The organism is Sorangium sp. So ce204 (assembly GCF_051526795.1).
Classification (GTDB): domain Bacteria; phylum Myxococcota_A; class Polyangia; order Polyangiales; family Polyangiaceae; genus Sorangium; species Sorangium cellulosum_B.
Genome location: NZ_CP150317.1, coordinates 10,905,314 through 10,932,307, shown reverse-complemented (window position 1 = coordinate 10,932,307; position 26,994 = coordinate 10,905,314). Strand labels below are relative to the sequence as shown.

Here is a 26,994-nt window from a genome sequence, read left to right as displayed (position 1 = left end):
TGAAATGATGGTGCTGTACCGGGATCGGCTCGCCGCGTCTACGAGGAGAGCGCCTTCGAGGAGAGCAGCTCTCCGGGATCGCGCTCGGCCATGTCCTCGAAGCGCGGGAGGTCGGCGAGGCGGCGCGTCGTCGTGGCGGAGGTCTCGGGGTCGCGCTGGAACGCGATCGCGCGGCTGAGGCCCTGCTTCGACACCCCCCTGAGCAGCGCGGGCGAGTGCGTCGTCGCCACGATCTGGCAGACGGACGGCCGCGCCGCCCCCTCGAGGAGCTGCGCGAGCACGGCGGCGCGCTCGGGGTGCAAGCCGGCGTCCGGGTCCTCCACGAGGAGGAGCGAGCCCTCCGGCGCGGTGAGCACGCCGGCGATCTTGCCGAGCGCGCGCAGCGCGCCGTCCGGGAGGCTCGGCGCCGGGACGCGGGCGCCGCCCTTCTCGACGAGCACCATCATGACGTCGCCGAGGCCCGTCTCGGCGAACTCGATATCCTCGATCTCGGGCGCGAAGATCGCGCGCACCCAGCCGAGCACGTCGGCCTTGTGCTCGGCCTCCTGGCAGAGCCAGCGGAGCACGGCGGAGAGGTTCTGCCCGCCGGCGCCGAGGTTCTCTATCTCGTGCGGCACATAACCCCTCATCCGCGAAGGATCGATGTCGAGCGACAGCGTGCTCCGCATCGCGACCTGGAGCGCGTTGCAGAGCGCGATGACGTCCGCGAGGCTCACGTCCTCGCCGCGCCCGCGGTGGTGCTCTATCTGGCCGAGCAGGCTGCGCCGGGCGGGGTTGCGATCCATGGAGGCGATCCGCATCGAGCGGCCCTTCTTCGACGCCGCCTTCATGGCTCCGCCCGAGGCGAACCCCTCCAGCCCCTTCAGCGCCGACGCCGGCGTGTCGAAGAGCGAACCCCCGGCCGACTTCGCCTCGAGCGACTCGTGCTCCACGATCACGTCAGGCTCGACCTGACACGTGATCTTGTGTGTGAGCTCCTCCTTCCCGATCGCCCATCGGCTCTCGATGGTGAACGATTTGGCGCCCCTGTGCGTGGCCCCTTGCGTGCCGCCGCGCAGGCCCGGCCACACCTCGCGCCTGCCGTCGACGCGGCCGCGGAAGATGTCGCACAGGGGTAGATCCAGCCCGACGCCCTGCAGGAAGCGCAGGGCGTCGAGGAAGTTGCTCTTCCCGGAGCCGTTGGCCCCGAGCAGCAGCGTGAAGGGGGACAGCTCCACCGTTTGATCGGCGAAGCTCTTGAAGTTCCTGAGTCGGATGGATGTCAGCATGCCTGGCCGCTCGCAGCCATCATGTGACCAGGCAGTCGGCCGGATGTAAAGCGCCGGCCGACGGCTCAGCGAAAGTCGATGAGCTCGACGTCGAACACCAGCATGCCGGCGGGCGCGCCGGGCCGTGTGGGCTTGTCGCCGTAAGCGAGGTCGGCCGGTATCCAGAATCGCGCCTTCTCGCCTTTCACCATCAGCTGTAAGCCCTCCGTCCACCCCTTGATCACGCCACCCACCGGGAAGGTGGCCGGCTCGTCGCGGACGACGGAGCTGTCGAACATCTTCCCGTCGGTCGTCCAGCCCGTGTAGTGGACGACGACGCGGCTCGTCGGCTTCGGGTGCTCGGTGCCCGTGCCCTTCTGCAGGACCTGGTAGGCGAGCCCGGAGGCGGTCTTCTTCGCGGTCTTCGGCGCCGCCTTCACGTCCTTCGGCGCGGGCGGCGGCTTCGGCGCGGGGGCGAAGTCGAGCAGCTCGACGTCGAACACGAGCATTCCGGCCGGGGCGCCCGGTTGCATCGGCTTGTCGCCATAGGCGAGGGGCCCGGGGATCCAGAGGCGGCGCTTCTCGCCCTTGGTCATGAGCTGGAGCGCCTCCGTCCACCCCTTGATCACGCCGCCCACCGGGAAGGTGGCCGGCTCGTTGCGGACGATGGAGCTGTCGAACATCTTCCCGTCCGTGGTCCACCCCGTGTAGTGGACCGTCACCTTGTCGTCCGGGCCGGGATGCGCCGTGTCCTTGCCCGGCGCCAGCACCTTGGACGCGAGGCCCGATGCCGTCTTCTGCGCGTCGGCGGGCGGCGCCGCGACGTCCGGCGGCGCGGGCAAGCCGGCGGGCTCTTCAGGCTGCTGCGGCGAGGCGGCGGGCTCGGGGGTGGGCGCCGGCGGCGGGGCCGGCTTGACCGAGGCGCTCACCGGCGCGTCGGCGATCGCCTGTGAGGCGGGTTTCTGGTCGCACGCGGTGAGGGGGACGGCGAACATCGCAACGAGGACGAGAGAGAAGCGCTTCATGCGCGGCTTCATAGCTCGTCCGCCGTCGAGAGCCGGTATTTTTGTGAGCTGCACGCGTGAGGCGCACGCCGCGGTTCCGACGGCTCTGGATCGGAGTGGGGCCGTCGGCGGCCGTCCGTCCGTCGCACCTCCATTCCGCCGTTCGAGGGCTCTCGACCTGACTGCGAGGACGGTCTAGCGTGCGCCCGCCATGGGGAGATCGATATATTTCTTCGGCGCGGGGCAGGCGGACGGGGACGCACAGCAGAAGGATCTGCTCGGCGGAAAGGGCGCGGGGCTCGCCGAGATGACCCGCCTCGGCATCCCGGTGCCGCCGGGCTTCACGGTCACCACCGAGGTCTGCAACGCCTATTACGCCTCGGGCAACGCGCTCCCCGCCGGCGTCGAGGACGAGATCAAGGCGGCGATCGGCCGGCTGGAGTCGCTGCGCGGCGCGGGGTTCGGCAGCCCCGAGGCGCCGCTGCTCGTGTCGGTCCGCTCGGGCGCGCGCGCGTCCATGCCGGGAATGATGGATACCATCCTGAACCTCGGCCTGAACGACGAGATCGCGCGGGGGCTCGCGCGGCGCACGGGCAGCGAGCGATTCGCGCTCGACGCGTATCGGCGGTTCATCCTGGCGTATGCCGATATCGTGCTCGGCGTGCCCCGCGACCGCTTCGAGGAGGCGCTCAACCGCGCGCGCAGGCAGGCCGCCGCGAAGCTCGGCGTCGACGCGACGCGCCTGAACGCCGCCGAGCTCGAGCGCAAGGTGCCCGACTCCCAGCTCGATCCGGAGTCGCTCGCGGCCTTGATCCAGCGCCAGAAGGACATCGTCCTCGGGGCGACGGGCCGCCCGTTCCCCGACGAGCCGTACGCGCAGCTCTGGGGGGCGATCGGCGCCGTATTCGATAGCTGGAAGAACCACCGGGCCCAGGTATACCGGAAGATGCACGACATCCCGGAGGCCTGGGGGACAGCTTGCACCGTCCAGGCGATGGTGTTCGGCAACCTGGGCGACGACTCCGGCACGGGGGTCGCGTTCACGCGCGATCCGTCGATGGGAGAGCGGCGCTTCTATGGCGAGTGGCTCCCCAACGCGCAGGGCGAGGACGTCGTCGCGGGGGTGCGCACGCCGCACCCGCTGTCGAGGCCCGGCGCCGGCGAGGGCGGCGGCGTGGACGACGAGAGCTCGCTCGAGGCGCGGATGCCCGCGGCGTACGCGGCGCTCGTCGAGGTGCAGGGCAAGCTCGAGCAGCACTTCCGCGACGTGCAGGACCTGGAGTTCACGATCCAGCAGGGCGAGCTCTTCCTGCTCCAGTGCCGCACCGCCAAGCGCACGGGCCGCGCGGCCGTGCGCATCGCGGTCGAGATGGCCAAGGAGGGCCTGATCAGCCAGCGGGAGGCCATCCTGCGGGTGGATCCGGGCTCGATCGATCAGCTGCTGCACCCGAGCATCGACCCGAGCGCGCCGAAGTCGCTGCTCGCGCGCGGCCTGCCGGCGAGCCCCGGGGCGGCGACGGGGCAGGTGGTGTTCAGCGCGGACGAGGCGGAGCGGCGCGCGGGCCAGGGCAGGGCGGTGATCCTCGTGCGGTCCGAGACGTCGCCGGAGGACATCCACGGCATGAAGGCGGCGCGCGGCATCCTGACGGCCCGCGGCGGCATGACGAGCCACGCGGCCGTGGTGGCGCGGGGGATGGGCAAGAGCTGCGTCGCCGGCTGCTCGGCCATCAGCGTGAGCCAGGGCCGGATGGCGGTGACGATCTACGACGATCACGGGCGCGCGACCGGCTCGATCACGGTGAAGGACGGCGATCTCATCACGCTCGACGGCGGCACCGGCACGGTCTACCTCGGCGCGGTGCCGACCATCCCGGCGGCGCTGAGCGGCGAGTTCGAGGAGCTGATGGCCTGGGCCGACGCGGTCCGGCGCCTCCGGGTGCGGTCGAACGCCGACACGCCGCACGACGCGAGGACGGCGCGCAACTTCGGCGCCGAGGGCATCGGGCTCTGCCGCACCGAGCACATGTTCTTCGACGAGGAGCGCATCCAGGCGGTGCGCGAGATGATCCTCGCGGACGGCGAGCCCGGGCGGCGGCGCGCGCTCGCGAAGCTGCTCCCGTTCCAGCGCAGCGATTTCGTGGGCGTCTTCCGGGAGATGGCCGGCCTGCCGGTGACGATCCGGCTGCTCGATCCGCCGCTGCACGAGTTCTTGCCGCAGGACGAGGCGCAGCTCCAGCAGCTCTCGCGGGCGACGGGCGTCTCCGCGGAGGATCTCCAGCGCAAGAGCGAGGAGCTCGCCGAGTACAACCCCATGCTCGGCCACCGCGGCTGCCGGCTGGCGATCACGTCGCCGGAGATCTACGAGATGCAGGCGCGCGCCATCCTCGAGGCGGCGTGCGAGGTCGCGGCGGCGGGCATCGAGGTGGAGCCGGAGATCATGATCCCGCTCAGCATGACCCGGCGCGAGCTCGCCCTCACGCGCGCGCTCGTCGAGGGGGTCGCCGAGAAGGTCTTCGCCGAGAAGGGGCGGCGGGTCGACGTCCGGTTCGGGACGATGATCGAGCTCCCGCGGGCCGCGCTCAGGGCCGGCGAGCTGGCCGAGGAGGCCGAGTTCTTCAGCTTCGGCACGAACGATCTCACGCAGACGAGCCTGGGCATCTCGCGCGACGACGCGGGCCGGTTCCTCGGCGCGTACGTCGAGGCCGGCATCTTCACGAAGGATCCGTTCCAGTCGCTGGACGTGCCCGGCGTCGGAGAGCTCGTGGAGATCGGGCGGGATCGAGGGCGCGCGGCGCGGCCCGGGCTGAAGCTCGGTGTCTGCGGCGAGCACGGCGGCGATCCGAGCTCGATTGCGTTCTTCGAGCGGGCGGGGCTCGATTACGTGTCTTGCTCCCCGTTCCGCGTCCCCATCGCCCGCCTCGCCGCGGCGCAGGCGGCGCTCGCGGCCGAGGCCGCGAGGGGTCCGCGCGCGACGGACTGACACCCACCCTCCGGCGACAACCGCCCGGACAGGGCGCCGGGACATCCGTTCTCACGAGCGTGCTTTGATTATGCTCGTGCGAGCTTTGGTATCGCGCCAAGTCTGCTAAACCAGGAACCTCGCTGTTCATCGCCGGTGTCTCGCCGGGCGCCCCTGCCTGCCCGAGCCGCTCCACCGCGCGCTGGCGAGACATGGAGGTTTCATGCGTCATCTCGGCGTCTCCTCTGCGCTCCTCGCATTTCTCGGGGCCGCGACATCGGGTGCGTTCGTCGCGGTCGGCTGCCACGCCTCGGGCCCGCGCGTCGAGGTCGGCGCGAGCGGCGGTGCGCCCGGCGACGGCGGAGGCGGCGCGGGCGGCGGCGGCGCGCCCGAGGGCGGCAGCGGCAGCGGCGATTTCGTTCCGGATAACGGCCTTGGCGGGGCTGCCCCCGGCGACGACGACGCCGGCGCCGGCGACGCCGCCGTGAACCCGTGCGGGACCCAGTGCGGTCCCGAGGAGCTCTGCGATCTCAACCATCTCGGCCTCGACGACGACTGCGACGGTCAGGTCGACGAGACGTGCTCCTGCGTCGCGGGGCAGGCGCACGCGTGCTTCATGGGTGATCCGTCGTACCGCGGGGCGGAGGGGTGTTTTCCGGGCACCGAGCTTTGCAACGAGGTGGGCGTCTGGGGGCCGTGCGTCGGCGGCAGCCACGCGACCGAGGCGTGCTTCAGCGAGAACCCCGCGGGGTGCCACGCGCTGAGGGTGCCTCCGTTCGCGAACGTGGATCTGAAGGAGGGGACAGGCACGTTCAGCGTGGACGCCGAGCCTGGCTCGGAGACCTGGAGCGTCGTTTGCCCCGCGGGCATCGACCCGTGTCCGGCGGTCTCCGGGGCGAGCCCGGCGGATGATTACAAGCCGCTCCAGTCGGGGGAGTACAAGGTCATCTACACGAAGCGCCTCGCCGACGGCGCGACCGACTCGTGCGAGTACGCCCTTTACGTCGGCGCGCCCGGCCTCCGGGTCGAGCTCGAGTGGGAGCACGACCTCGGCGGCGAAGGGGTGGATCTCGATCTGCACCTGCACAAGCCGGGCGACACGCGGCCGTGGGCGGTCGCCGGCTCGCCGGACGACTGCGGTTACAACAACTGCACCGTGGACACGCTGGGGTCGGATCCGGAGCTGCGGTGGTTCAGCGACGGCGCGTCGCCGCCGGAGCCGGTGAGCTGGTACGCGGATCCGGAGGAGGCCAAGAACACGTGTTATTACGCCCCTCGCGGCGCCGGGCAGGCGTGGCGCGATCTCGGCCAGGGTTGCTACAACCCGCGGCTCGATATCGACAACATCACGTGCGACCCCGACGTCACGAACCCGGACAGCGATGACTTTTGCGCGCCCGAGAACATCAACGTGGATTTCCCGCCGTTCGGGCAGTGGACGCGGATCGGCGTCCATTACTACTCGGCGCATGGCCGGAACTACGCGGTTCACCCGCGGATCAAGATCTTCTGCAATGGCTCCCTCGGGGCGGATCTCGGCCCGACGGGGTTCTACGACCCGGAGGCGCCCGTCACGTTCGCGCCGGCCGACGGGAGCACCCGGTACTGGCTGGTCGCCGACGTCGCGTTCGTCGAGGGGGGGGAGTGCGGGGAGGACACCTGCGTGGTGAGGCCGCTGTACGAGGACGAGACGCTGAAGACGCCGCTGCTGACGACGCGGTCGTCGGTGGAGTCGAGCTTCGGTCCGGCGTACCCGCCGCCGCCCTGATCGCCGGTCTCCCCCGGGGCCGCGGGGGGCGCCCGCGGCCCCGCGCGCGGGCGCTTTACAGGGGCGGCGGGGCGGTGCACGCTAGCGGCATGGGCATCTTCGACCGGATGGGAAAGGTCATCTCGAGCAACGTCAACGCGCTCCTCGACAAGGCGGAAGATCCGAAAAAGTCGCTGGATCTCATCGTCGAGGAGATGAAGGACCAGGTCCGCGCGGCGCGGAAGGAGCTGGTCGACGCGGTGGCGGCCGAGAAGGTGCTGCGCAAGAAGGTCGACGAGCTCGACGCCGAGGCGGAGAAGTGGGAGAAGCGCGCCGAGCTCGCGCTGAAGGCGAACGACGAGAAGCTCGCGCGCGAGGCGCTCGTGCAGAAGAAGCGGGTGGTGGGCGAGCGCGACCGCGCCGAGGCGATGCGCGCCGAGCAGCGCTCCGCGGTGCTCTCGATGAAGACCGAGCTCGAGCGCATGGAGGCCAAGCAGGAGGAGTTCCAGGCGCGGAAGGGCACGCTCGCGGCGCAGATCCAGCAGCAGCGCGCCGGCGGCGGCGCCGAGGGGCTCGGGGCGAGGGGCGGCCAGAGCGCCTTCTCCGAGTTCCGGCGCATGGAGGAGCAGGTCGAGGGGCAGGTGGCGCAGGTCGCGGCGTCGCGCGAGATCGAGGAGGCGATCTCCGGCGGCGGGCTGTCGGCGGCCGAGCTGGAGGCGAAGTTCGCCCAGCTCGAGCACGGCCGCGGCAGCTCCGACGCCGGCAGCGCGGACAGGCCGGGCGGGTCGGCGGTCGACGACGAGCTCGCCGCGCTGAAGAAGCGGATCCGGATCGGGTCCTGAGGGGCTGAAAGAAGAGCGGCGGAGGGCGGGGCGCGGCGGCCGTCCTCGCCGGACGCGCTCCGCGGCGCCGGCGATGCATCGAGCGTCATTCCGCGCCGGCGAGCATCCTTCCTTCGACAGCTGACGAAGGCTCCATCACGGAGCGGTGGGGGCGGCGTCGCTTACGCCGGCACGCGTGGGCCGCGGGGGAGCGCGCGCTGCGAGAGCGCGGGCGCAGCCGTCCGGACCGGTATTTTTTGCGCATCTATGGCTCATGTTACGCTGCCGCGCCTCACAGAGAGCCGAGGTGCGCATGAAGTGGAGTTCGATCGTCTTTCTTGGGTGCTTGCTGGTCGCCTGCGGGGATGATGAAGTTACCTTTGGCAGCGGCGGCGCGGGCGGCAGCGCCGACGGCGGTGGCGGCAGTGCCGAAGGCGGAGGTGGCGCGGGCACGGGCGGCAGCGCCGAAGGCGGCGGCGGCAGTGCCGAAGGCGGAGGTGGCGCGGGCACGGGCGGCAGCGCCGAAGGCGGCGGCGGCGCAGGCACGGGCGGCAATGCGGAAGGCGGCGGCGGCGCGGGCGGCAGCGCTGAAGGCGGAGGCGGCGCAGGCACGGGCGGCAGCGCCGAAGGCGGAGGTGGCGCGGGCACGGGCGGCAATGCGGAGGGCGGCGGCACGGGCGGCACCAGCCTCGACAGGACGGAGCTCGCGATCGCCCCCGGCGATGCCGCCACGGCGGGCTGCGCGACGTTCGTGGACGGGGCCTGGGGCGTCGGGGAGACCGACTTCATCGGCGGCGAACCCACGAACGACGATTGCGCCCTGGTGCCCGTGCTGGTCGACGGGAGTCCCTACTGGATCACGTCGCGCGAGTTCGAGGGGGACATCGATCTCGACAGCCTGGAGCACTCGTTCCCGGACGCGGCGGCGGCGATCGGCGAGGGGAGCTATTCGATCGTCCTCCGCAACTTCACGTTCGAGGAGATCTTCACCGGAAGTATCGAGGTGGCGGACGTGACGGACGAGGCCGTCACCCTCTCGATCGAATAGAGAACTTCGCCCCTCGCGCCTCGCCCGTGGCGGCGCGCAGCGATGGTGCGGCCCAGCCGGCATGCTCCGACATGTCACGGATCGAGCGTGACATGTCACGGTTCGAACGCGACATTTTGCAACCTCACCAAAGTCCCGGCGGAGCGAGGATTCCAAGGCCGGCGATGAGCGAGCGCTCGTCCCTGCGATTGCGGTCCTAGAGCGCCGAACAGGTTGAACGTTGCCTGGCTTCAATGAGTTGCGAGGCCCAGCCGAGCTGCCAGGAAGCAAGCTCCAAGGGCGAGGAATGCGGGAAAGAGAGAAACCGCGAGGGGCTCAAGGGGCGCAAGGGGCGCAAGGGACCAGAGACGAAATATTACCTCTCCTTCCCCTCGCGCTCCTCGCGGTTTCTCTTCCCTTCTGTTGATTTCTCGAGACTCCAACGTGATCGGTGCGCTAAAACGCGCTGTTCTGCCAGGAGCACCGCGACAGGACGGATTGCTGCGTTAGGAGACATGGATGGAGAGGGACATATTGGACTGGCTTCAACAATGGTACCGCTCACAGTGTGACGGGGATTGGGAGCACCAGAATGGAATCCGGATTGAGACGCTGGACAACCCGGGATGGTCCGTCGTGGCTGACGTGGGTAGGGCTGAGGCGCCGGCGCCGGTCTCGGAAGAGAGGCGTGTTGACGACTGGGTGCGCTGTGACGTGAGGGAAGGGCGCTTTCATGGTCATGGAGGGCCCGGCAATCTTCGGGAGATCCTGGAGATCCTTCGGGCGTGGATCCGCGCGTCGCACGGCTGAACTTTCGGCGCCGCGTCCGCTCGCAGCCACGATCTCCGCTACATGCTCGGTGCATCTCAGCCGTCCGAGCGGCTCGAGGCCGGCCGGCGCGGCGCCTCGAACCTCACCGGCGCTGGGAGGTCTTCGCCATCTTCACCTCCGCCTTGGCGTGGAGCCGACGCCGATGGCGCTCCCCCCTCCTCGACGACACCGTCGCTTGCGGAACCTCCGGGTCGGCGTGCGGCCAGAGCTTGGGAGTCGGATCAAGCAGCCCCCGTTCATGCTCGAACTCGCGCGTCCTCCGCTCCGTGCGAGGGGGCTGGGCCGCGGGCGCGGTCGATTTGGTGAGAAATCGCTGGCTCCAAATGCAACGCCCGGCTCGACCCCCTGGGCTGTTGCAATCACCTGGTGGCTGCGGCAGAGCTGCGCCGTGCGCCCTGCCTTGATCGAGCCGACCCGCTGGGATTCCCCGCGATGCGATGACTACGGCGATATGGACGCGGTCCGCCGGTACGAGCGCGAGGTGCGCGTCTATCGAGCGCACAGCGAGCCCTTCTCCGTCACGCCGCTCAGCGGTCGAGTCGACGGCGACTACGCGGTGGCGAGCGGGAGCGGGGGGCGGTACGTCGTCGATCTCGTGGACGAAAGCGGGCGCCACGACTCGTGCTCTTGCCCCGATTTCCTCGGCAATCAGCTCGGCACGTGCAAGCACCTCGAGGCGGTGCGCCGCGCCGTCGCGGAGCGTGCGGCGTGGCGCCGCGCGCTCGCCCGGATCGACGCGCCGGCGCGACCCACGCTCACGGTCGACGCGCGGGACGGCCTGCGCCTGCTCGCGGTCGGCGCGTGGCCCGCGTCGCTCCGCGAGGAGCGCGCGCGCCTCGTGCAGGCGGGCGGCCTGCTGAGGACGGCGTCGGAGGGAGGTCTCGGGAGTCACGCGCATGCGTGCCGGATCGTCCACGCGGCGCTGGCGGCGGCGGAGCGGCTCGCGGGGGCGATCTGGCACAAGCGCCGGCGGCGTGAGCTCGAGGCGCGGGGTGGTCGCGCGCAGGGCGCGCTGGAGGCCCTCGGGCTGCCGCTCTTCCCGTACCAGCGCGAGGGCGTGCTCCACCTCTTCCGCAACGGGCGGGCGCTGCTCGCCGACGACATGGGCCTCGGCAAGACCCTCCAGGCGATCGCCGCGTGCGAGCTCTTGCGGCGACGCGGCGAGGCGCGGCGGGTCCTCATCGTCACGGCGGCGTCGCTCAAGCACCAGTGGGCGCAGGAGATCGCGCGGTGGACGGGCGAGCGCGCCGCGGTGCTCGGCGGCTCTCCAGCGCAGCGCACGGGGGCGCTCGCGCTGGAGGCGGCGTACACGGTGCTGAGCTACGAGCTCACCTGGCGCGAGCTCTCGCGGCTGAAGGCGCTCGCGGCGGACGTGCTGGTGCTCGACGAGGCGCAGCGCGCGAAGAACTTCCGCACGAAGACGGCCGCGACGCTGCGCGCGATCCCGTCGCGCTTCCTGTTCGTCCTCACGGGGACGCCGGTCGAGAACCGCCTCGACGACCTGTACGCGCTGCTGCAGCTCGTCGACCCGGCGCTGCTCGGGCCGCTCTGGCGGTACAACGTCGACTTCCACCGCCAGGACGAGCGGGGCAGGATCGTCGGCTACCGGAACCTCGGGGAGCTGCGCCGCCGCGTCGCGCCGGTCGCGCTCCGGCGCGAGCGGGCCGAGGTGCTGCTCGATCTGCCGCCGCTCGTCGAGCAGACGCGGTACACGCCGCTCACGCGGGAGCAGCGCGAGCTCGAGGCGGACTACCGCGCGCAGGCGGCCCGGCTGCTCGCGATCGCGGAGCGCCGGGCGCTGCGCAAGGAGGAGCTGGACCGGCTCATGATGATGCTCATGAAGGCGCGGCAGGCGTGCAACGCGCTCGAGCTGTGCGATCCGAGGCGCCGCAAGAAGGCGTCGCCGAAGCTCGACGAGCTGGAGGCGCTGATCGCCGAGGTGACGGCGCAGCCCCGGAACAAGGTCATCGTGTTCTCCGAGTGGGTGGGGATGCTGGAGCTGGCCAGCGAGCGGCTCGACCGGCTGCGCGTCGGCTACGCCATGCTCCACGGGGACGTGCCGACGGAGCGCCGCCCGGCGCTGCTCGACCGGTTCCGGGACGACCCTGCGGTGCGGGTGCTCCTGAGCACGGACGCCGGCGGGGTGGGGCTCAACCTGCAGGCCGCGAGCTACGTGGTCCACCTGGATCTGCCGTGGAACCCGGCGCGCCTCGATCAGCGCACGGCGCGCGCGCACCGCCTGGGCCAGGCGCGCAGCGTGAGCGTGACCTACCTCTGCGCCGAGGAGGGCATCGAGCGAGGCATCGAGGGCATCCTGGGCGACAAGCGCAAGGTGCTGGTGGCGTCGCTGCGCGCCGACGCCGAGGTGGAGGAGCTCGCCGCGCCGAGCTTTGTGGTGGTGCTGCGCGAGATGCGGCAGGTGCTGGCTGCGGCAGAGGGAGCCGAGGCGGCGGAGGGAGCCGGGCCGGAAGGAGCTGGGGCGGAGGGCGAGAGCTCGACGGCGGCGGGGGGCGCCGCCGCGCTGCTCGTGGAGCGCGAAGCGGGCGGCCAGGGCGCGCCGACGCTGGCGTTGCTGGTGGAATCGCCGGGGCGAGGGGCCGCGCCGGCGATGGATGCCGCGGCTGGGACGATGGGAGAGGCGACGCATGAGGAGGTCGGCGGCGGCGAGGTGCCCAGGCCGCCGGCGGTCGCTCGCCCTCCGGCGGAGGCCGCGCGGAAGGCGGCAGCGGACAGGCTGCGGCTCGCGCGGGTGGTGCTGGACGCCGGCTTCGCGGCGGACGCGGCTCGCGCGGCTTACGAGGCGCTCGCCCGGACCATCGCGGGCATGCTGGAGGGGCCGGCGCCCGAGTCGCACGCGGCCCTCATCGCGGGCGTGTACCGCGACCTCGTACCGGCCGGCGGGCTGCCGGTCGAAGCCCACGCCGTGCTCGCGCGGCTCCACGATCTCGGCGCCCTCGCGCGCGCAGGCGTGCCGCTCGACGCGGCGCTCGCCAGGTCGGCCGTGGATGAGGCGACGAGCTGGGTCGAACGGCTGGGAGGCGAGGGCGTCGCGCGACCCGGCGGGCAGGCGGAGTCTCCGGGGTAGAGCGCGGTGCGGAGGTAGGCCCAGGTGAGGCGCTGGACGGCAGCCGCTCGCTCGGGGTCCTCGTCCGTGGTCTCGGCGACGTCCTCTCCCGAGGCTCCGCCCAGCCCGTGCCCTGCGTCGAACAGGGTGACCAGGGATTGGGGACCTGGGGACAGGAGGTATGGATCGGCGTGCCAGTCGGCGCCCGCGACCGTCAGGTGCGGAGAGGTGTCCTCGTCACCGGCGACCACGAGCGCGGGCGTCGTCATCCCGGAGAAGTCGACGGTCGACGAGCAGGAATACACGCGAGAGCAGCGCGAGCGCGAGGGGCATGCGAAGGGGGGCGCGCCACGGCTCCGCGTCGGCCGCGGCCGCGCGGCGATCCTCGTCTGGAGGGCGCGTCGTCCCTTCTCGACGTGAATGTCTCGGCCGCGCGCGGCATCGGAGAATCGCATGCCGTATTGACGGTGCCCAGCGGGGACCATCGGCATCGCCTGCGCGCGATGAGATCGCCGAGGAGAGCGCGATGAGAGCGCGATGAGAGCGCGATGAGAGCGCGATGAGAGCGCGATGAGAGCGCGATGGGTCGCAGCCGATCCCGCCGGGGTGACGGCTTACTAAATTGTGTTGCCATAGTCGCCTGACCCATCTATAGGGTTAATCGTGGGAGACCACGCGTGCCTGATCCTCCCGCGTCGCGGGGTTATCAGGGCGACGGCGGACTCTCATGACCATTGGACCGGTCGCTCGGAATCCAGCCGCGCTTGATTCTGCGGTTCCCGACGGTGGGAGCCGCGAAGCCCCGCGGCCTGGACCATCTCGTCCGGACCAAAATGCGCCAATGCACACCAATGCACGCCAATGTACAAACGACCAGATGCAACTAAATTACTAAATTGTGTTGCCATGGTCGACTGACCCGCCTATAGAATTAATCGTGGGGGACCGCGCGCGCATGGCGCTCCCGTGTCGCGGGGGCATCAGGGCGATGGTGGGCTCTCATGGCCATTGGACCATTGGCGGAGGGTACGATCTATGGACAAGCACATTCGATATGCTCTATCGACCCTGCTCGCGGCTGCGTCGCTGGGCACGGCGGGAACAGCTCACGCATACGTGACCATCGCGGGGGATGTGTCGCCCGGAAACCCGAGCGACCCGTGGGATCTGGGCTCGGGCACCCTCCGCGTGGGCGGCGCGAGCAACCCCTGGGAGCCCACCTTCAACAGCGGGGAGGTGATCGTCGCGAGCGGCGGGCAGCTGTTCAGCGCGGGCGCATTGTTAGGAAATGATCGCAGCGGCACGGTTCAGGTCATCGGGTACGGCTCGAAGTGGACCAACAGCGGACCCATCCAGATCTGCGTCAGCGGCGATGATTGTCAGGGGCTGCTCCTCGTCCAGAGCGGCGCCGAGGTGCTCACCGAGGATCTGGTGGTGGGCGACCGATCCTCGCAGAACCATGGGGTCCTGCGCGTCGAAGGGTATGACGCCACCGTGACGAGCCTGGGGGATACGTACGTCGGCCTCAGGGCGCAGGGCAGCGTCGAGCTCAAGCAAGGGGCGAGCTTCTTCTCGAACAATGTCTACATCGGCGGTGCGTCGGGCTGCTCGAGCTGCAACGGCCAGGTGACCGCGGCAGGCTCCGGGACGAAGTGGGTGAGCACAGGAGAGTTCGTCGTGGGGATGTACAGCCTGGGCACGCTGGACATCGACCGGGCCGAGGTCTCCACGATCAATGCCAGGATCGGCTACCGAGACGCGCTGAGGCGCCCCGCGGCCAGCGTGCGCGGTTGGGGTGGTACGTGGACCAACCAGGGGCTCTTTCGCGTGGGGACGGTGCAAGGGAATGGCGAGCTCACCATCGGGGCGTACGGGACCCTCGTGACGGAAGATACCGAGATCCACTCCGAGCTCGGCGGGGCCTTCATCAAGGTGAATGACGTCTACGCGTCATGGCTCAACAGCGGCGACGTCACCGTCTTTGCCAGCGGCAATCGGTCTCCGTCGATCGTGGTCGGCAAGGACGCCTTCGTGAGCATCGACGGCCTCCTCCGGACCGCGCCGAGGGCCGTCGGCCTCTATCCCTACCTGGGGCCCTCCGTGCGCCTCGAGGACGGCGACCTCGTCGCGGGCGCCATGGAGGTCGAGGAGGGCGACCTCGACTTTGCCGGCGGGCGCCTCGAAACCGGCAGCTTCGTGGGCGATCTCGCCAACACGCAGTCGGGCGAGCTCTCGGTCGGAGAGGCTCACCCGGCGACGGCCATCGTCGGCAGCTACAGCCAGGGGCCGGGGGCCACCCTGAGGATCGTCGTCGGGGGAGCGAGCCCCTCGCCGCTTCTCGACGTCGACGGGGACCTCCTCGTCGATGGGGCGCTGGAGGTGGTGCCGGCCGACGGCTCCGTGTCGCTTCAGGTCGGGGACACCATCGCCCTGCTGGGCTGGGGCGGTGACCTCGCGGGGACGTTCGCCGCCGTGAACATCGCCGTGCCGCTCGCCCCAGGCCTCGCCTGGGACACCTCGGCGCTCTACACGACCGGCGAGATCACCGTCGTGCCCGCGACCTGATCACGGAACGCCCCGGCGCCCGCGCCTACTTCGGCCCCGCCCTGCCGATCGCGATGACGTTCTGCTGCGCGGCCGGCTTGCCGCCCTCGTTGGCGGAGACGAACGCGCGCGGGTGCGCCCTGAGGAGCGTCACGGTGAGCGTGATGCCCCAGCCGTCGTTGGTCTTGAGCTCGGCGTGACCGTGGCTGTCCTCGACCGCCACGATCAGCCGGCCGAGCGGCTCTAGACCGGCCGGCGCGGAGCCCGGGGCGGTGAGCACGCGCTGGAGCGCGGACTCCGGCAGCCCCAGGCCGAAGCCGACGTCGAGGATCGACAGCTGCACGCCCTGGGGCGCCTCGCGCACCGACACGACGGGGCCGTGGCCAGGGAGCCCGCGGCCCGCGACGTCGGTGAGGAACGCCTCGAGCACCTGCCCGAGCTCGCCGCGGTGGCCGAGGGCGTGGGTGGCACCGCGGATGGGCTCGAGCCGCACGGCCCGGCCCGTCGCGCGGGCGGCGCTCGCGACGGCATCGGCCACGACGTCGCCGAGCTGGAAGGCGCAGAGCGGATCGGCGGCGTCGCGCACCGCGAGCGGCCGCACGTTGTCGGACACGGGGGCCGCCTGCTGGACGGGGATCAGCGCGGCGACGTAGCCCGCGATCCACGAGGAGCCGTCGGACTCGCGCCGCAGCGGGCGCACCGAGAGCACGGCCGGCTCGGGCGCGCTGACGCTCAGCTCGATGCCGTCGTCGCTCGCCATCACGCTGGAGAGCGACACGGCGGCGTCGCTCGCGGACGTGGCGCCGAGGACGTCGCCCAGCGTGAGCGAGCCGGGCGGGAGCGCGGCGCTCGCGCTCTCCGCGGGCACCGTGACGTCGCGCGCCCGCAGCCACTTCGCGAACTCCGGCGCGACGAAGCGGACGTCGCCGAAGGCGTCCGCGTACAGCAGCCCGACCGGCGCGCTGCGCAGCATCGAGCCGAAGAGCTGGAGGTCGTCGAGCGCGACGCGCGCGCCCTCGACAAGATCGTCCTCCGGCGAGCCGCCGCCGCGCGCCTCGCCCGCGCCGCCCTGCGCCGTGCGCGCGAGGCGCTTCCTGCGCAGGAGCAGCGCGAGCTCGCGGCCGACGTGCTCGGCCCGCTCCGGCTCGCGCGAGAACGTCTGCTCGGCGACCGGGCCGCAGAAGAACGCGTACCCCTCGATCTCGCCGAACGCGATGAGCGGGACCACGACCGCCGGCATGTCCTGCTTCGCCAGGAACCGGCGCGAGAGGCGGATCGCCGGCACGCCCTGCTCGCTGCTGTACGGGGGGCGGCGGACGTCGCGGCGGAGCTCGGCGACGAAGCTCTCGCCGCCGCCCTGCCTGTCGTTCCAGAACCGGAGGTGCCAGCTCCCCGCGGGCAGCTCCGCGACGAGCACGAGATCGGCCGGGTGCGCCTGCTCCGCGAGGCGCGCCACGCGCGGCCAGAACTCCTCGTCCGGCAGCGTGTGGACGCCCTGCATGCGGAACAGCGCGGCGCGCTGGATGAGCTCCGCGGCGCGATCGACGGAGCGCTGGACGACGAGCCCGCGCACGATCATGACCCCCGCGAACGCGACCGCGAGGCCGAACAGGGCGCTCGGCAGCGCGATGAGGCTCGCCTCGGCCCGCGCGGCGAGCACGCCCTGCCCCGCCGCGAGCGCGAACACGCCGAGGAACAGCGCGGCCGTGGCGACCAGGCTCCCGTAGCGGCGGCGCGCGATCCACACGAGCCCGCCCGCGAGCAGCACGAACAGCGCCGGCACCCACGCCGGCGCCGAGGCGCGCCGGCCGCCGTCGAGCAGCCCGCCGAGCACCGCGGCGACGCCCCTCGCCGGCGGCAGCGCCGACGTCGCGACCGCCTGGGGCGTAACGCCGCCGGCGCCCGCCGCGACCACGGCGACGCGGCCCTCGAGCGCGCTCGCGGGGACCTGGCCGTCCGCGAGATCGCGCAGGCTGACCGCCGGGACGCTCTGCGGCGCCTTCTTGAGCACCCAGGGCGCCGCCGAGACGCCGAGCGCGCCGAGCTCCGGCGCGCGCTCCCCCGCCGCGAGCGGGAAGAAGCCGACGACATCGCCGGCGCTCAGGCGGAGCAGCTCGGGCGGCATCCGGACGATCGGCGCGGCGCCCGCGGCGCTCGCGGCGCTCATGGCGCCGGCGCGGCTCGCGGCGCCGCCGCAGAACGCGTCGGCCGGGGGGATCAGCAGCGCGCCGCGCGCGCGCCCGCGCTCGAGCAGCCCGGGGAGCGAGCGCTCGCAGAGCCCTTCGCGCAGCGCCTCGGGCGAGGCCGTGACGAGCAGCACCTGCGCGGACGGCGCGGCGTCGGCGAGCGCGGCCGCGGTGAGGCCGCGCGCCACGTAGTCGAGCCGATCGAGCGGCGCCACGGCGGCGATCAGCGCCCCCGCGACGATCGAGAGCACGTCAGGCGTGAGCCACCCGAAGCGCGTCCCCTCCGCCTGCGCGGCCATCGGGCGCGGGATGCGAAAGGGCTTGGGGATCCGCGGACGGTAAGTCTTCGCCATAATCGCTGAAGGCCGCGGCCCTCGAGAGGGGCGCGGGACGCCCCGGGCAGCCTGAGCGTCGCATCGTGGTCGAATCAATACAATTGTCCACCCGGGTCCGCCGCGCCAAAAACATCGGCTGTGCGACGAGAAGATCGCTCCCCAGGGCCCGAGGCGCAGCCGTCGCGCCCGCCTCTCACGTCCTCCGGTGCGCCGCGATCTCCGACCTGGCCGCGGCGCCGCGGTGAATCCCGTGCCGCGGCTCCGCGGCGAAGCGGTTCGCGACAGGGTGCGACGTGGTGCTCCCAACGCTCCGCCGACGCGCGTTGTGTTGCGGGCGGCGCACGTGTGATGCGACGTCAGCGCGCTGTGACGATTCGGCTGGATCGGCCTGTCGGAAGGGGTTTGAATCCTTGGTCAGTATGCGCCGTGCTTCACCTGTGCTTCGTGCCGCGCCCGTCCTTGGTCTGCTCAGCTTGGTCAGCAGCGTGGCCTTCTCGGCCTCCAGCTGTGGCTGCGAGTCGGACGTGCAGATCGCAGATTCTTCGGGCAGCGGGGGCGCGGGCGGCGGCGCAGGCGGCGGCGGCGCGGGCGGCGCGGCCGGGAGCGGCGGCGGCGGCGCGGCCGGGAGCGGCGGCGGCGGCGCGGCCGGGAGCGGCGGCGGCGGCGCGGCCGAGGCCGGCGGCGGTGGGGCGGGCGGCGCCGGTGGGGAGGAGCTGCCGGACGAGCTGCCCGACTTCACCGAGGAAGAGCGTGAGCCCACCGAGGCCACCGACGGCATCCCGAGCCCGCTGCCGGGCGTGTACACCGACAAGGGCGTGGCCGGGGGCGACGAGGTGGTCCGCGCGCTGATGGGCTTCCCCATCCGCAACTCGGGGCTGCTCGAGCAGCGGATCGCCGAGATCTACGACCCGACGGGCCCGCGGTTCCGCCAGTACCTCACGCGGGACGAGTGGATCGCGGCGTACGCGCCGCGGGAGCGCGACGTGCACCTCGTGAAGCTCTGGCTCGAGGAGCAGGGGATGCAGGTGAACTTCACGGCCACGAACCGGCTGCTGATCCAGTTCACCGGCACGGTGAGCCAGTTCAACGAGACCTTCGACACGGAGCTCCGGGTCTTCGAGCGAGAGAACCCTCAGGCCGGGAATCCGCCCTTCGACGTCTACGGCTCCCTCGGCCAGCTCACCGTGCCGGCGTGGGTGTCCGAGCGCACGACCGGCATCATCACCGCGGATCTCGCCGCGAGCACCCGGCCGCTCCCGGGCGAGGCCGGGGAGATCGAGCCGGATCCGCCGGCCGGCGTCGAGGGGGGGCTGACCCCCGCGCAGATCGCGGGCGCGTACGACGTCGACGAGCTCTACGAGCTCGGGTTCACCGGCGAGGGCGTGAAGCTCGGGGTCACGATCGGCGCGACCTTCAAGTACAAGGACCTGCAGTCGTTCTGGCGGGCGCTCGGCGTTTCGCGGGCGAACCCGCTGGTCGTCCAGACGATGGAGCCCGTCTCGACGCGTTATGTGGAGTCGACGCTCGACGTGTCGTGGGCGGGCGGCCTCGCGCCGGGCGCGGACCTCGTGGTCTACCAGGGCCCCGACGCGCGCAACACGTCGATGGTCTACACGTTCAACGAGGCCATCGGCCGCGGCGAGGTGTCGGTCATCACGGACTCGTTCGCGCACCGCGAGGACTCCGAGCCGCCGGCCGTGCGGCTCCAGTACCACCGCTCGGCGCAGATGGCCGCGGCGCTCGGGATCACCGTTGTCGCGGCGACCGGCGACTCGGCGCAGACCGACACGCCCTCGGCGAGCCCGTACGTGACCGGGGTCGGCGGGACGTCGCTCTCGCTCGACGAGGACGGCGAGGTCGAGGACGAGCGCGCCTGGCCGGGCTCCGGCTCCGGCCCGACGCTCTCGTTCCCGATCCCCTCCTGGCAGGTCGGGGTCGTCGAGGGATCCGGCGGCAAGCGGGCGGTCGCGGACGTCGCCATGCACGCCGCGACCTCGCCGAGGCCGTACTGGGTCTACTACCTCGGCGAGTGGCGGAAGTACGGCGGGACGTCGTTCTCGGCGCCCGCGTTCGCGGGGCTCATCGCCGTGGTGAACAGCTACCGCGCCGCGCAGGGCCTGCCGCGCGCCGGGTTCCTCAACTCGATCCTCTACACGACCCCCGCGGTGCAGGCGACGTTCCGCGACGTCGTGCGCGGCGAGACGGAGTTCTTTGCCGCGGGGCCCGGCTGGGACTACCCGACGGGCTGGGGCGCGCCGAGCGCGATCGGCCTGGCCACCACGCTGCCGTAGCGCGCCCGCGCCGGCAACCGCGCCGGGCGGCGGCGCGCGCCGCCCCGCCCCGCCGCCGCCGCCCCGCCGCATGCTCGAGAACCTGCCGCTCTTTCCACCGAACGGGCTCGATCGGAGCCTCCACACCGCGGTCCTGATCGGCCTCGTCTTCGGGACGTTCTTCACCGAGACGCTCGGCTGGACGTACGCGGGGCTCGTCGTGCCCGGCTACCTCGCGACGGTGTTCTTCGCGGCCCCGGTCACCGCGGTGTTCATCGTCGCGGAGTCGATCGTGACGTACCTGTTCGTGGCGCTGATCGGCCGCTGGATCACCCGGACGGGCGCGTGGTCCACGGCGTTCGGGCGCGAGCGGTTCTACCTGTTCATCGTCGGCGCGGTGATCGTGCGGCTCTTCGTCGAGGGCTTCGTCGTGCCCGAGGTCTCGGCGCGCTACGACTTCGTGCACTCGCGGGAGCTCTACAGCATCGGGCTCGTGCTGGTGCCGCTCATCGCGAACGCCTTCTGGAACAGCGGCTTCTTGCGCGCGGCGCCGCGGCTCGCGGTCGTCACGGCGCTGACGGCGCTCGTGCTCGGCGTGCTGCTCCGGACGACGAACCTCTCGGTCTCGCGCTTCCAGGTGCTCAACGAGAGCCTGTCGCTCGAGTTCCTCGAGCTGCCGAAGGCCCACATCATCCTGGTCATCGGCGCGCTGCTCGGCGCGCGCAACAACGTCCGCTACGGGTGGGACTACAACGGCATCCTCGTGCCCGGCCTGCTCGCCGTGGCGTGGTACGAGCCGACGAAGCTGCTCACGACGACGATCGAGGCGCTCGTCGTCTTCTACCTCTCGCGCTGGATCACCTCGGTCCGCCCGTTCTCCCGGATGCTGCTCGTGGGGCCGCGGCGGATGATCTTCGTGTACGTGCTCGGCTTCCTCGTGAAGATGGCGATCGGCTTCGCCATGGTGCGGTACGCGCCGGGGCTGCAGATGGTCGACTACTTCGGCTTCGGTTACCTGCTCCCGAGCCTGCTCGCCGTGAAGATGTGGAACAAGGAGCACGTCGGCATCGTGATCATGCCGACGATCCAGGTGTCGTTCACCGCGTTCCTCGCCGGCAACGGCGTCGGTTACGCGCTCGTGGCGCTCGGCTGGGGCGGCGCGCCGCCGCCGCCCGCGGCCGCGGCGAGGCCGCTGCCGCGCATCGAGAGCGCCGCGCTGTCGCTCGTGCTGGCGGACACGGCGCCCCGGCCCGGCCCGCGCCCGAGGGCGGCCGCGATCGCCGCCGACATCGAGTCGCGGCGCGTCGCCCACCGGCTCGCGCGCGGCGTGCTGCGCGACGGGCGGCCGGCGGACGAGCTGCTCGGCGCGGCGGAGCGCGCGCGGGTGTCGGTGGCGCGGGAGGGCGACGGCGAGCGGCCGTGGTACGTGCTGAGCCCGCGGTTCGACGATCCGGACGACACGCCGAGCGCGCCGCGGGCGGCGATCCGCAAGCGCGTCGGCCGGAGCCCGACGTCCGCGCCCGAGTGGCTGGTGCTGGCCGCGCCCACCGAGCTCGGCTCGGCGCTGCCGGCGGTGGCGCTCCGGGTCGCGGAGCTGCTCGACGCGGCGGGGGTCGTGCTCCTGTCGCGCCACGGGGCGATCCGGCGCCACGACGAGGCGTTCGTGGCCGCGATGATCGACGCCATGGAGAACCCCCAGGTGCTCCTCGTCGAGCCGGGCGGCGGCGACGGGCCGGAGCTCAGCGTGGTCGGCTCGCCGGCGGGGCTGCCCGTCGTGTCGATCGGCCTGGGGCTCGGCGCCGAGACGGCGATGACGTTCCGCCCGGCGGCGGAGCCGCCCGCGCCCCTCGGCGACGCGCCGCGCCTGCACGTGCCGCGCGAGGTCGCCGAGGCGGTCGGCGCGCGCTCGCTCGGCGCGCCGGAGGCCGTGCGCTGGACCGGGACGCTGGAGGAGGAGCTCGCGAAGCGGATGGTGTCCTTGACGGAGGTCCAGCCGGGCCGCTTCCGCCCGCCGTCGCTCGAGGAGCTCAGGCTGTTCGACGCCGTGGTCGCGCCGCGGCTGATCGCGGCCGCGACGCGCCCCGGCGGCGCTTCCGGCGCGGCGCCGCCGACCGCGTGGGAGCGGGCGATCCTCGGGCGCCTCGGCTTCCGCGAGGTGCGCATCGGCGGCACCGACGCGGCGCCGGCGGCGTGGGGCATCGCGGAGCCCGGGCCGGCCGAGGGCGGCCCGGAGCGGCGCGGGAACCCGGCGTGGCTCGTGCTGGCGCATGCGTCGGCGTCGCCGCCTGCGGCGTCGACGAGCGCCATCTTGCCCGCGCCGGCCTCGACGGAGGCGGTCAGGTCGCCGCTGACGGGCGCGATGCTCGTCGAGGTGCCCGCGCCGCGGTGGCAGATCGGGGCGTTCGGCGCGGGGCTCGCGCTCGCCGACGCGCTCTCGGCGCAGTCGCTGCTGCTCGCCGGGGCGGTGCCCACGGCGGAGCCGAGCGGGGCCGCCGACGTGCGGCGCGCCGAGGGGCTGCGCAGCTACTTCCAGCGGGCGCACGAGGTCTGGGTCGGGGACGGCGGCAACGCGCTGTCGGTGCAGGCGATCGAGGCGGATCGGACCTACGAGCGGGACGCGGTGGTCTCGTTCGGGTACGAGGTCGTGCGGCCGGGGCACGTGCCGACGTTCGCGGGGCCGCTGCTGGAGACGCTGCGCGATCTCGAGCTGCGCGTCGGGATCTTCGACGGCACGCGCGAGCAGGTGCCGTTCAGCGGCGCGACGGACATGGCGATGGCCTACGCGAAGCGGTTCGCCGAGGGGCGGTTCGCGATCGTGTACCTGGGCAGCGCGGTCCGGCGCTTCTTCGAGCTCCGGCGCTTCGTGGAGCCGGGGCAGGGGGAGACGCGCCTCGAGGCGCGGCTCGCGCGGCTCGGCGTGACGCCCGAGCCGCTCGACGTGGCCGCGCGCGCTCAGGCGCTCGCGTCGTGCGCGGGGAGCGCCGGCGCAGGCGCGAGCGGGGACGAGCTCTGCCCGACCCGGGGTGTGACCGCGGCGTGCGATCTTGCCGCTGCGATGGAGCCCTTCCGGCGCTACACGACCGAGCGGAACCCGTATTACCTGAGGGCGCACTTCGCGACGCAGGCGACGCCGGCGGCGGGGCCGGCGAAGGCGGACGCGACGCGGGCGGCGGCGGACGCGACGCGGGCCGGGTCGGACGCGTCGCGGGCGGCGGTGGCGGTGGCGCCTCGGGCAGGGCTGGCGGCCGCGGCGCGCGCCGCGGCGGCGGCCGCGCTGCGTGGGAGCGCGCCGGCCGCGCCGCGGCTCGAGGCGCAGTGCCATGTGGAGATCGGGCGCGACGTGATCACGGGGCGCCCGTGGGTCATCGCGGCGCGGCCGGGGGAGGCGCAGCTGCTGCCGATCGACGGCGCGCTCGTCGCGGTGCCGGGCGCGGCCGTGCCCGGCGGTTCGCGGCTGCGGCGCGCGGTCACCGTCGGCACGAGCGCGCTCCGGGTCGAGGCGGCCGGGCCCGGGGCGGCGCCGCAGCGGGGGGCCCCGTGACCGCCCCGGCGAAGCGCCGCGCGCCGGCGGGCCACGAGGCGGCCGCGCCGCCGCGATCCCACGCGGCGCGGCCGCCGTCGCGGGCGCGCCTGGCGACGGCGGGGTTCCGCGCCCGCGACGGCGCGCCGCGCAGGGCGCTGAACCCGCGGTGGCTGATCGCGATGGCGCTGCTCGGGGTGACGGCGTTCGCGCTCTCGCAGCTGTCGAGCGCGCCGCCGCTGGGCAGCGCCCTGCCGGCCGAGGACGAGATCCTCGCCTACCACATCGAGCCGGAGCGGGACCTCGTGATCAAGGTCCCGGCCGAGATCGACGCGGTGGAGGTGACGACCTGGGGGAGCGTGAGGGCCGACGCCTGCGACTCGGCGCGGCGCTACCCGTACGGGTTCGTCGCGGCGTTCGTGAACGAGCGCGGGGAGGAGGTCGCGCGGCACGCGATCGATCTGGAGAGCCGGGTCAGCTGCGATCCGGATCGTCCGCTCGGCGAGGGCGAGTACGCGGCGCGGCTCGCGAGCGGCGGGGGCGCGGTGACGGATCCGCGCTCGACGCTGCTCATCACGCACGACGTGCTCCCGCAGGGCGGGCAGGTGCGGCTCCGGGCGAAGCCCGCGGCGGGGAGCGACGGCGGCGACGGCGCGCGCGCGCCGAGCGAGCTGACGATCCTGTCCCGGCTCGAGGGGCGCTACCAGCGCAGCGAGGCGTCGCGCGCGGTCTACGAGCAGAGCCTCGACGCGGAGGAGCGGCGGCAGCTCGGGCTCCGGGCGTCGGCGCTCGGCTTCGCCGACCTGCCGGAGCCGGCGCGGAAGGAGCTGCTCCGGGGCTGGGCGCGGCGGCTCGAGGCGGGGGGCCGCGAGGGGATCGACTACGCGATGTCGCGCCTGCTCTTGCGGCGGTTCCGGATGCCGTACCCGCGCGCCGAGGGGCGCGGCGCGTCCGAGTTCGTGATCGGCGAGCGCCGCGCGGCCGCGCTGAACTTCCGCGGCCCGCTGTCGCTCGACATCGAGGGCCCGCCGGGCCGCTCGGTGCGGGTCGCCGACGGCGCGAGCGGGTCGGCGAGCGTCGCGCTCGGCCCGCTCGGGAGGGCCACGGTGCGGCTCGCGCGGGAGGACATCCGGACGGTGGTGATCGACGGCGTCGGCCCGGATTTCGGCGTGCGCTTCGGCGCGCCGGAGGCGCAGGCGATGCAGCAGATCGGCGAGATCGTCCACCCGGCGATGCCCTCGCCCGCGGGCGAGGGCGGCCCCGGCGCCGCGCCGGGGGCGCTCCCGCCGGGGGCCGGCGCGGAGCCGCCCGCGGCGCGAGCGGAGGCGGCGCCGGCGCGGCTGCAGACGCCGCCGGACGTGCGGATCGTGCGCTACCTGGCGCTGGACCCGAGCGACCCGGTGATCGCGCGGATGGCGCCCGGGCAAGAGCTCCTCGGGCTGCTGATCCGGACGGAGATCGACGCGAGCGGGGGCGCGAACCAGGGCGACGCGACGGTGGTGGCGCGGTGGGGTCCTGGGCCGTCGGAGCGGGCCGAGCTCAAGGTGACGCTCCCGCGATCGCGGTTCGAGTGGTGGAACGAGGGGTTCGACGCGTCCGAGCCGCGGCTCGCGATCCTCCGGCCGCCGGCGGGGGTGGAGCGGATCGAGATCACGGGCGACGCGAGGACGCGCCTGCGGCTGCGCGCGATCGAGCCGGGCGTGAACGAGACGCTGTACCGGCTGCCGTACCGGGTCACGCTGGCCGAGGACGAGACGTGGCGCTACGCGCCGTTCGACGTGAGCACGTGGACGGACGTCCGCGCGTTCAACCTCGACGATCTGGAGCGGAAGGAGCGCTTCTCGGATCTGCGCGAGCAGGTGCGGATCGAGCGGGCGGGGGAGGGCGGGAGGTCGAACGCGGATCGGCCGGAGCGGGTGCTCGTCCCGGAGCACGCGCCTGTGCGCCGGCGGCTGCTGATGCCGGCGTGGCAGTCGGCGGGGGAGCCGTCGCCGGGCGACGCGTGGACGCCGCTGCTCGTGGCGAAGGACGTGCGGGTGGACGGGGCGGGGGCGCGGGCGGGGCGGCTGTCGGTGATCTACCGGGCCGCGCGCGCGTCGCTCGGCAAGGAGGTGGCGGTGCGCGTCGACGGCGAGGTGGCGCTGAAGGAGCCGATCGTGGCGCTGTCGGGGTCGCTGCGGGTGGCGGCGCCGGCGGGCGCGCGGCGGGTCGAGGTCGAGGGGCTGGGCGAGACGGGGGTGGCGTACACGGACGCGCCGCCGGCGAACGGCGGGGCGATCGTGCGCCGGCGCGACGTGTTCGAGCTGACGCGCGCCCGGCCGATGACGTACGAGTTCGAGCAGGAGGCGGGCGAGACGCTGCACCTGGTGCTGTTCGTTGTGACGCCCGGGGAGAACGCGGACTACCGGATCCGGTACCGGCTCGAGGGGGCGAAGCCGGCGTCGCGGGAAGCGGCGTTCTTCCGGCGGGTGACGATCCCGGACGGCGTGCTTGCGGGCCGCGGCGGCGACCTGACGCGCGCGACGCTGTGGGAGGCGGCGACGGAGAAGCGCGGCACGGACGGGGTGGGGCGCGCGGTGATCCGGCTGGGCGACGACCTTTCGCCGGGGGAGCGGGTGGTGCGGCTGTCGCTGCTGGGGCCGCAGCCGGGCGATACGAGGGAGCCGGCGAAGGCGGTCTGGGTGGGTGCGGTGCTGGTCGGGCAGAAGGCGCCGGGGCGGGACGACGGGCCGAGGCTGTGGGTGGAGGACGATCCGTGAGGAAGGTCCGGGTGAAGCGTGGCGCCGGGGCTCGGCAAGGGGTTGCAGTACCGTCGGGGACCGATGTCGGAGAAGGCGCGCAGCCGGCCTTTCTTGACCGAGGCCAGGTGGAAGGCGATCGAGCCCGCCCGATGAGCACTCCTTCCCCGAGTTATTCGAGCGCCCGACGAACCTGATCGCGCCGTCGCCGATTGTCCTCGTCGTCGGGTAACAGGAGCGAGAAGTTTTCGCTGTCGATCACGAGGAGTATCCCGTAGTGCCGGAGGAAATCCCGGCCCAGCAACAGATCTTCATAGCCTGACATTTCTCGGAGCTCCGGCCGCTCAGCCCCACCGACCTGCCATGCGAGCTGGGGCGAGGGTGAGAGCTGAAGCACGCAGCCGCCGATGCTGATCGAGACCTTCTCGCGGATCCAGCCCCCAGGTCCGATGAGCGGCAAGCGGAGCGTTTCGCGAGGCAACGCGGTCCTCCAGCATGCCTCGAGCCAGCGATGGCTCAGCAGCGTGCAGTCCGCTCCAGAGTCGATGAAGACATCAGCTTCTAGCGGCGTGCCCCCGAGCCACCGCTCGAACTGGATCCTGATCGGGACGACCAGACCCAGGTCATGTTCCTGAGGCTGGCCCTGGTGCTCCGTAAAGAACCGAGAGACGCCGAACGGCTGCCGCTGGACGATCACCATG

Annotated in this window: 14 protein-coding genes and 2 pseudogenes; 11 read left to right on the top strand and 5 right to left on the bottom strand. The window is 72.9% G+C overall.

From position 1 onward, the window contains the following. Positions 1-38: 38 nt before the first annotated feature. Positions 39-1,268 carry an AAA family ATPase gene (locus tag WMF22_RS41130; protein WP_437295384.1) on the bottom strand — a complete coding sequence of 410 codons (1,230 nt, stop codon included), beginning with the start codon at positions 1,266-1,268 and terminating at the stop codon, positions 39-41. Between the two features lie 65 nt (positions 1,269-1,333). Beyond that, the gene (locus WMF22_RS41125; RefSeq protein WP_437295383.1) at positions 1,334-2,272 is read right to left on the bottom strand and encodes an FKBP-type peptidyl-prolyl cis-trans isomerase; all 939 of its coding nucleotides are present in this window, start codon (positions 2,270-2,272) and stop codon (positions 1,334-1,336) included. 190 nt (positions 2,273-2,462) lie between these two features. Between WMF22_RS41125 and ppdK the strand changes: the two genes are divergently transcribed. From ppdK to WMF22_RS41095, 6 genes and pseudogenes are all read left to right on the top strand, one after another. Then, positions 2,463-5,231, top strand: a complete 2,769-nt coding sequence (ppdK, locus tag WMF22_RS41120) for a pyruvate, phosphate dikinase (RefSeq protein WP_438033282.1) — start codon at positions 2,463-2,465, stop codon at positions 5,229-5,231. Between the two features lie 202 nt (positions 5,232-5,433). After that, positions 5,434-6,978, top strand: coding sequence for a hypothetical protein (locus WMF22_RS41115; RefSeq protein ID WP_437295381.1), 1,545 nt, complete (start codon positions 5,434-5,436; stop codon positions 6,976-6,978). 89 nt (positions 6,979-7,067) lie between these two features. Next, complete coding sequence (locus WMF22_RS41110; RefSeq protein ID WP_437295380.1) at positions 7,068-7,799, top strand: PspA/IM30 family protein; 732 nt, start codon at positions 7,068-7,070, stop codon at positions 7,797-7,799. A 292-nt stretch (positions 7,800-8,091) separates the two neighbouring features. Beyond that, on the top strand, positions 8,092-8,826 hold the full coding sequence (locus WMF22_RS41105) for a hypothetical protein (RefSeq protein ID WP_437295379.1): 735 nt from the start codon (positions 8,092-8,094) through the stop codon (positions 8,824-8,826). Positions 8,827-9,324: 498 nt separating this feature from the next. Beyond that, positions 9,325-9,615, top strand: a complete 291-nt coding sequence (locus WMF22_RS41100; RefSeq protein WP_438033281.1) for an immunity 53 family protein — start codon at positions 9,325-9,327, stop codon at positions 9,613-9,615. Continuing rightward, positions 9,539-11,821 (top strand): annotated as a pseudogene (locus tag WMF22_RS41095) (DEAD/DEAH box helicase); the annotation flags it as partial. The gene WMF22_RS41100 and the pseudogene WMF22_RS41095, both read left to right, overlap by 77 nt. A gap of 822 nt (positions 11,822-12,643) precedes the next feature. Here WMF22_RS41095 and WMF22_RS41090 read toward each other — a convergent pair. Then, positions 12,644-13,002, bottom strand: a pseudogene (locus WMF22_RS41090) (chlorophyllase); the annotation flags it as partial. Between WMF22_RS41090 and WMF22_RS41085 the strand changes: the two are divergent. Together WMF22_RS41085 and WMF22_RS41080 are read left to right on the top strand one after the other, a co-directional pair. Next, on the top strand, positions 12,929-13,120 hold the full coding sequence (locus WMF22_RS41085) for a hypothetical protein (protein WP_438037352.1): 192 nt from the start codon (positions 12,929-12,931) through the stop codon (positions 13,118-13,120). The pseudogene WMF22_RS41090 and the gene WMF22_RS41085 overlap by 74 nt on opposite strands. Before the next feature lie 858 nt (positions 13,121-13,978). Further along, complete coding sequence (locus tag WMF22_RS41080; protein WP_438033280.1) at positions 13,979-15,265, top strand: hypothetical protein; 1,287 nt, start codon at positions 13,979-13,981, stop codon at positions 15,263-15,265. Positions 15,266-15,290: 25 nt separating this feature from the next. Here WMF22_RS41080 and WMF22_RS41075 read toward each other — a convergent pair whose 3' ends face one another. Next, the gene (locus WMF22_RS41075) at positions 15,291-17,783 is read right to left on the bottom strand and encodes a hypothetical protein (protein WP_438033279.1); all 2,493 of its coding nucleotides are present in this window, start codon (positions 17,781-17,783) and stop codon (positions 15,291-15,293) included. 506 nt (positions 17,784-18,289) lie between these two features. Here WMF22_RS41075 and WMF22_RS41070 point away from each other — a divergent pair. The 3 genes from WMF22_RS41070 to WMF22_RS41060 all read left to right on the top strand — a co-directional run bounded on the left by WMF22_RS41070 (position 18,290) and on the right by WMF22_RS41060 (position 26,314). After that, positions 18,290-20,056 (top strand): S53 family peptidase, encoded by a 1,767-nt coding sequence (locus WMF22_RS41070; RefSeq protein ID WP_438033278.1) that lies wholly within the window; start codon positions 18,290-18,292, stop codon positions 20,054-20,056. A 70-nt stretch (positions 20,057-20,126) separates the two neighbouring features. Next, positions 20,127-23,576: a poly-gamma-glutamate biosynthesis protein PgsC/CapC gene (locus tag WMF22_RS41065; protein WP_438033277.1), complete on the top strand. Its 3,450-nt coding sequence runs from the start codon at positions 20,127-20,129 to the stop codon at positions 23,574-23,576. Next, positions 23,573-26,314 (top strand): hypothetical protein, encoded by a 2,742-nt coding sequence (locus WMF22_RS41060; protein WP_438033276.1) that lies wholly within the window; start codon positions 23,573-23,575, stop codon positions 26,312-26,314. The genes WMF22_RS41065 and WMF22_RS41060 overlap by 4 nt, the downstream gene beginning before the upstream one ends. 151 nt (positions 26,315-26,465) lie before the next feature. On the opposite strand, the gene WMF22_RS41055 is transcribed toward WMF22_RS41060, so the two are convergent. Next, positions 26,466-26,993: a hypothetical protein gene (locus tag WMF22_RS41055; RefSeq protein ID WP_438033275.1), complete on the bottom strand. Its 528-nt coding sequence runs from the start codon at positions 26,991-26,993 to the stop codon at positions 26,466-26,468. Between the last annotated feature and the right edge of the window lies 1 nt (position 26,994).

What these genes read in the sequence shown, in the direction of transcription:
- WMF22_RS41130 (WP_437295384.1), bottom strand. Translation starts at nt 1,268, where the DNA reads ATGCTGACATCCATCCGACTCAGGAACTTCAAGAGCTTCGCCGATCAA.
- WMF22_RS41125 (WP_437295383.1), bottom strand. Translation starts at nt 2,272, where the DNA reads ATGAAGCGCTTCTCTCTCGTCCTCGTTGCGATGTTCGCCGTCCCCCTC.
- ppdK (WP_438033282.1), top strand. Translation starts at nt 2,463, where the DNA reads ATGGGGAGATCGATATATTTCTTCGGCGCGGGGCAGGCGGACGGGGAC.
- WMF22_RS41115 (WP_437295381.1), top strand. Translation starts at nt 5,434, where the DNA reads ATGCGTCATCTCGGCGTCTCCTCTGCGCTCCTCGCATTTCTCGGGGCC.
- WMF22_RS41110 (WP_437295380.1), top strand. Translation starts at nt 7,068, where the DNA reads ATGGGCATCTTCGACCGGATGGGAAAGGTCATCTCGAGCAACGTCAAC.
- WMF22_RS41105 (WP_437295379.1), top strand. Translation starts at nt 8,092, where the DNA reads ATGAAGTGGAGTTCGATCGTCTTTCTTGGGTGCTTGCTGGTCGCCTGC.
- WMF22_RS41100 (WP_438033281.1), top strand. Translation starts at nt 9,325, where the DNA reads ATGGAGAGGGACATATTGGACTGGCTTCAACAATGGTACCGCTCACAG.
- WMF22_RS41075 (WP_438033279.1), bottom strand. Translation starts at nt 17,783, where the DNA reads ATGGCGAAGACTTACCGTCCGCGGATCCCCAAGCCCTTTCGCATCCCG.
- WMF22_RS41065 (WP_438033277.1), top strand. Translation starts at nt 20,127, where the DNA reads ATGCTCGAGAACCTGCCGCTCTTTCCACCGAACGGGCTCGATCGGAGC.
- WMF22_RS41055 (WP_438033275.1), bottom strand. Translation starts at nt 26,993, where the DNA reads ATGGTGATCGTCCAGCGGCAGCCGTTCGGCGTCTCTCGGTTCTTTACG.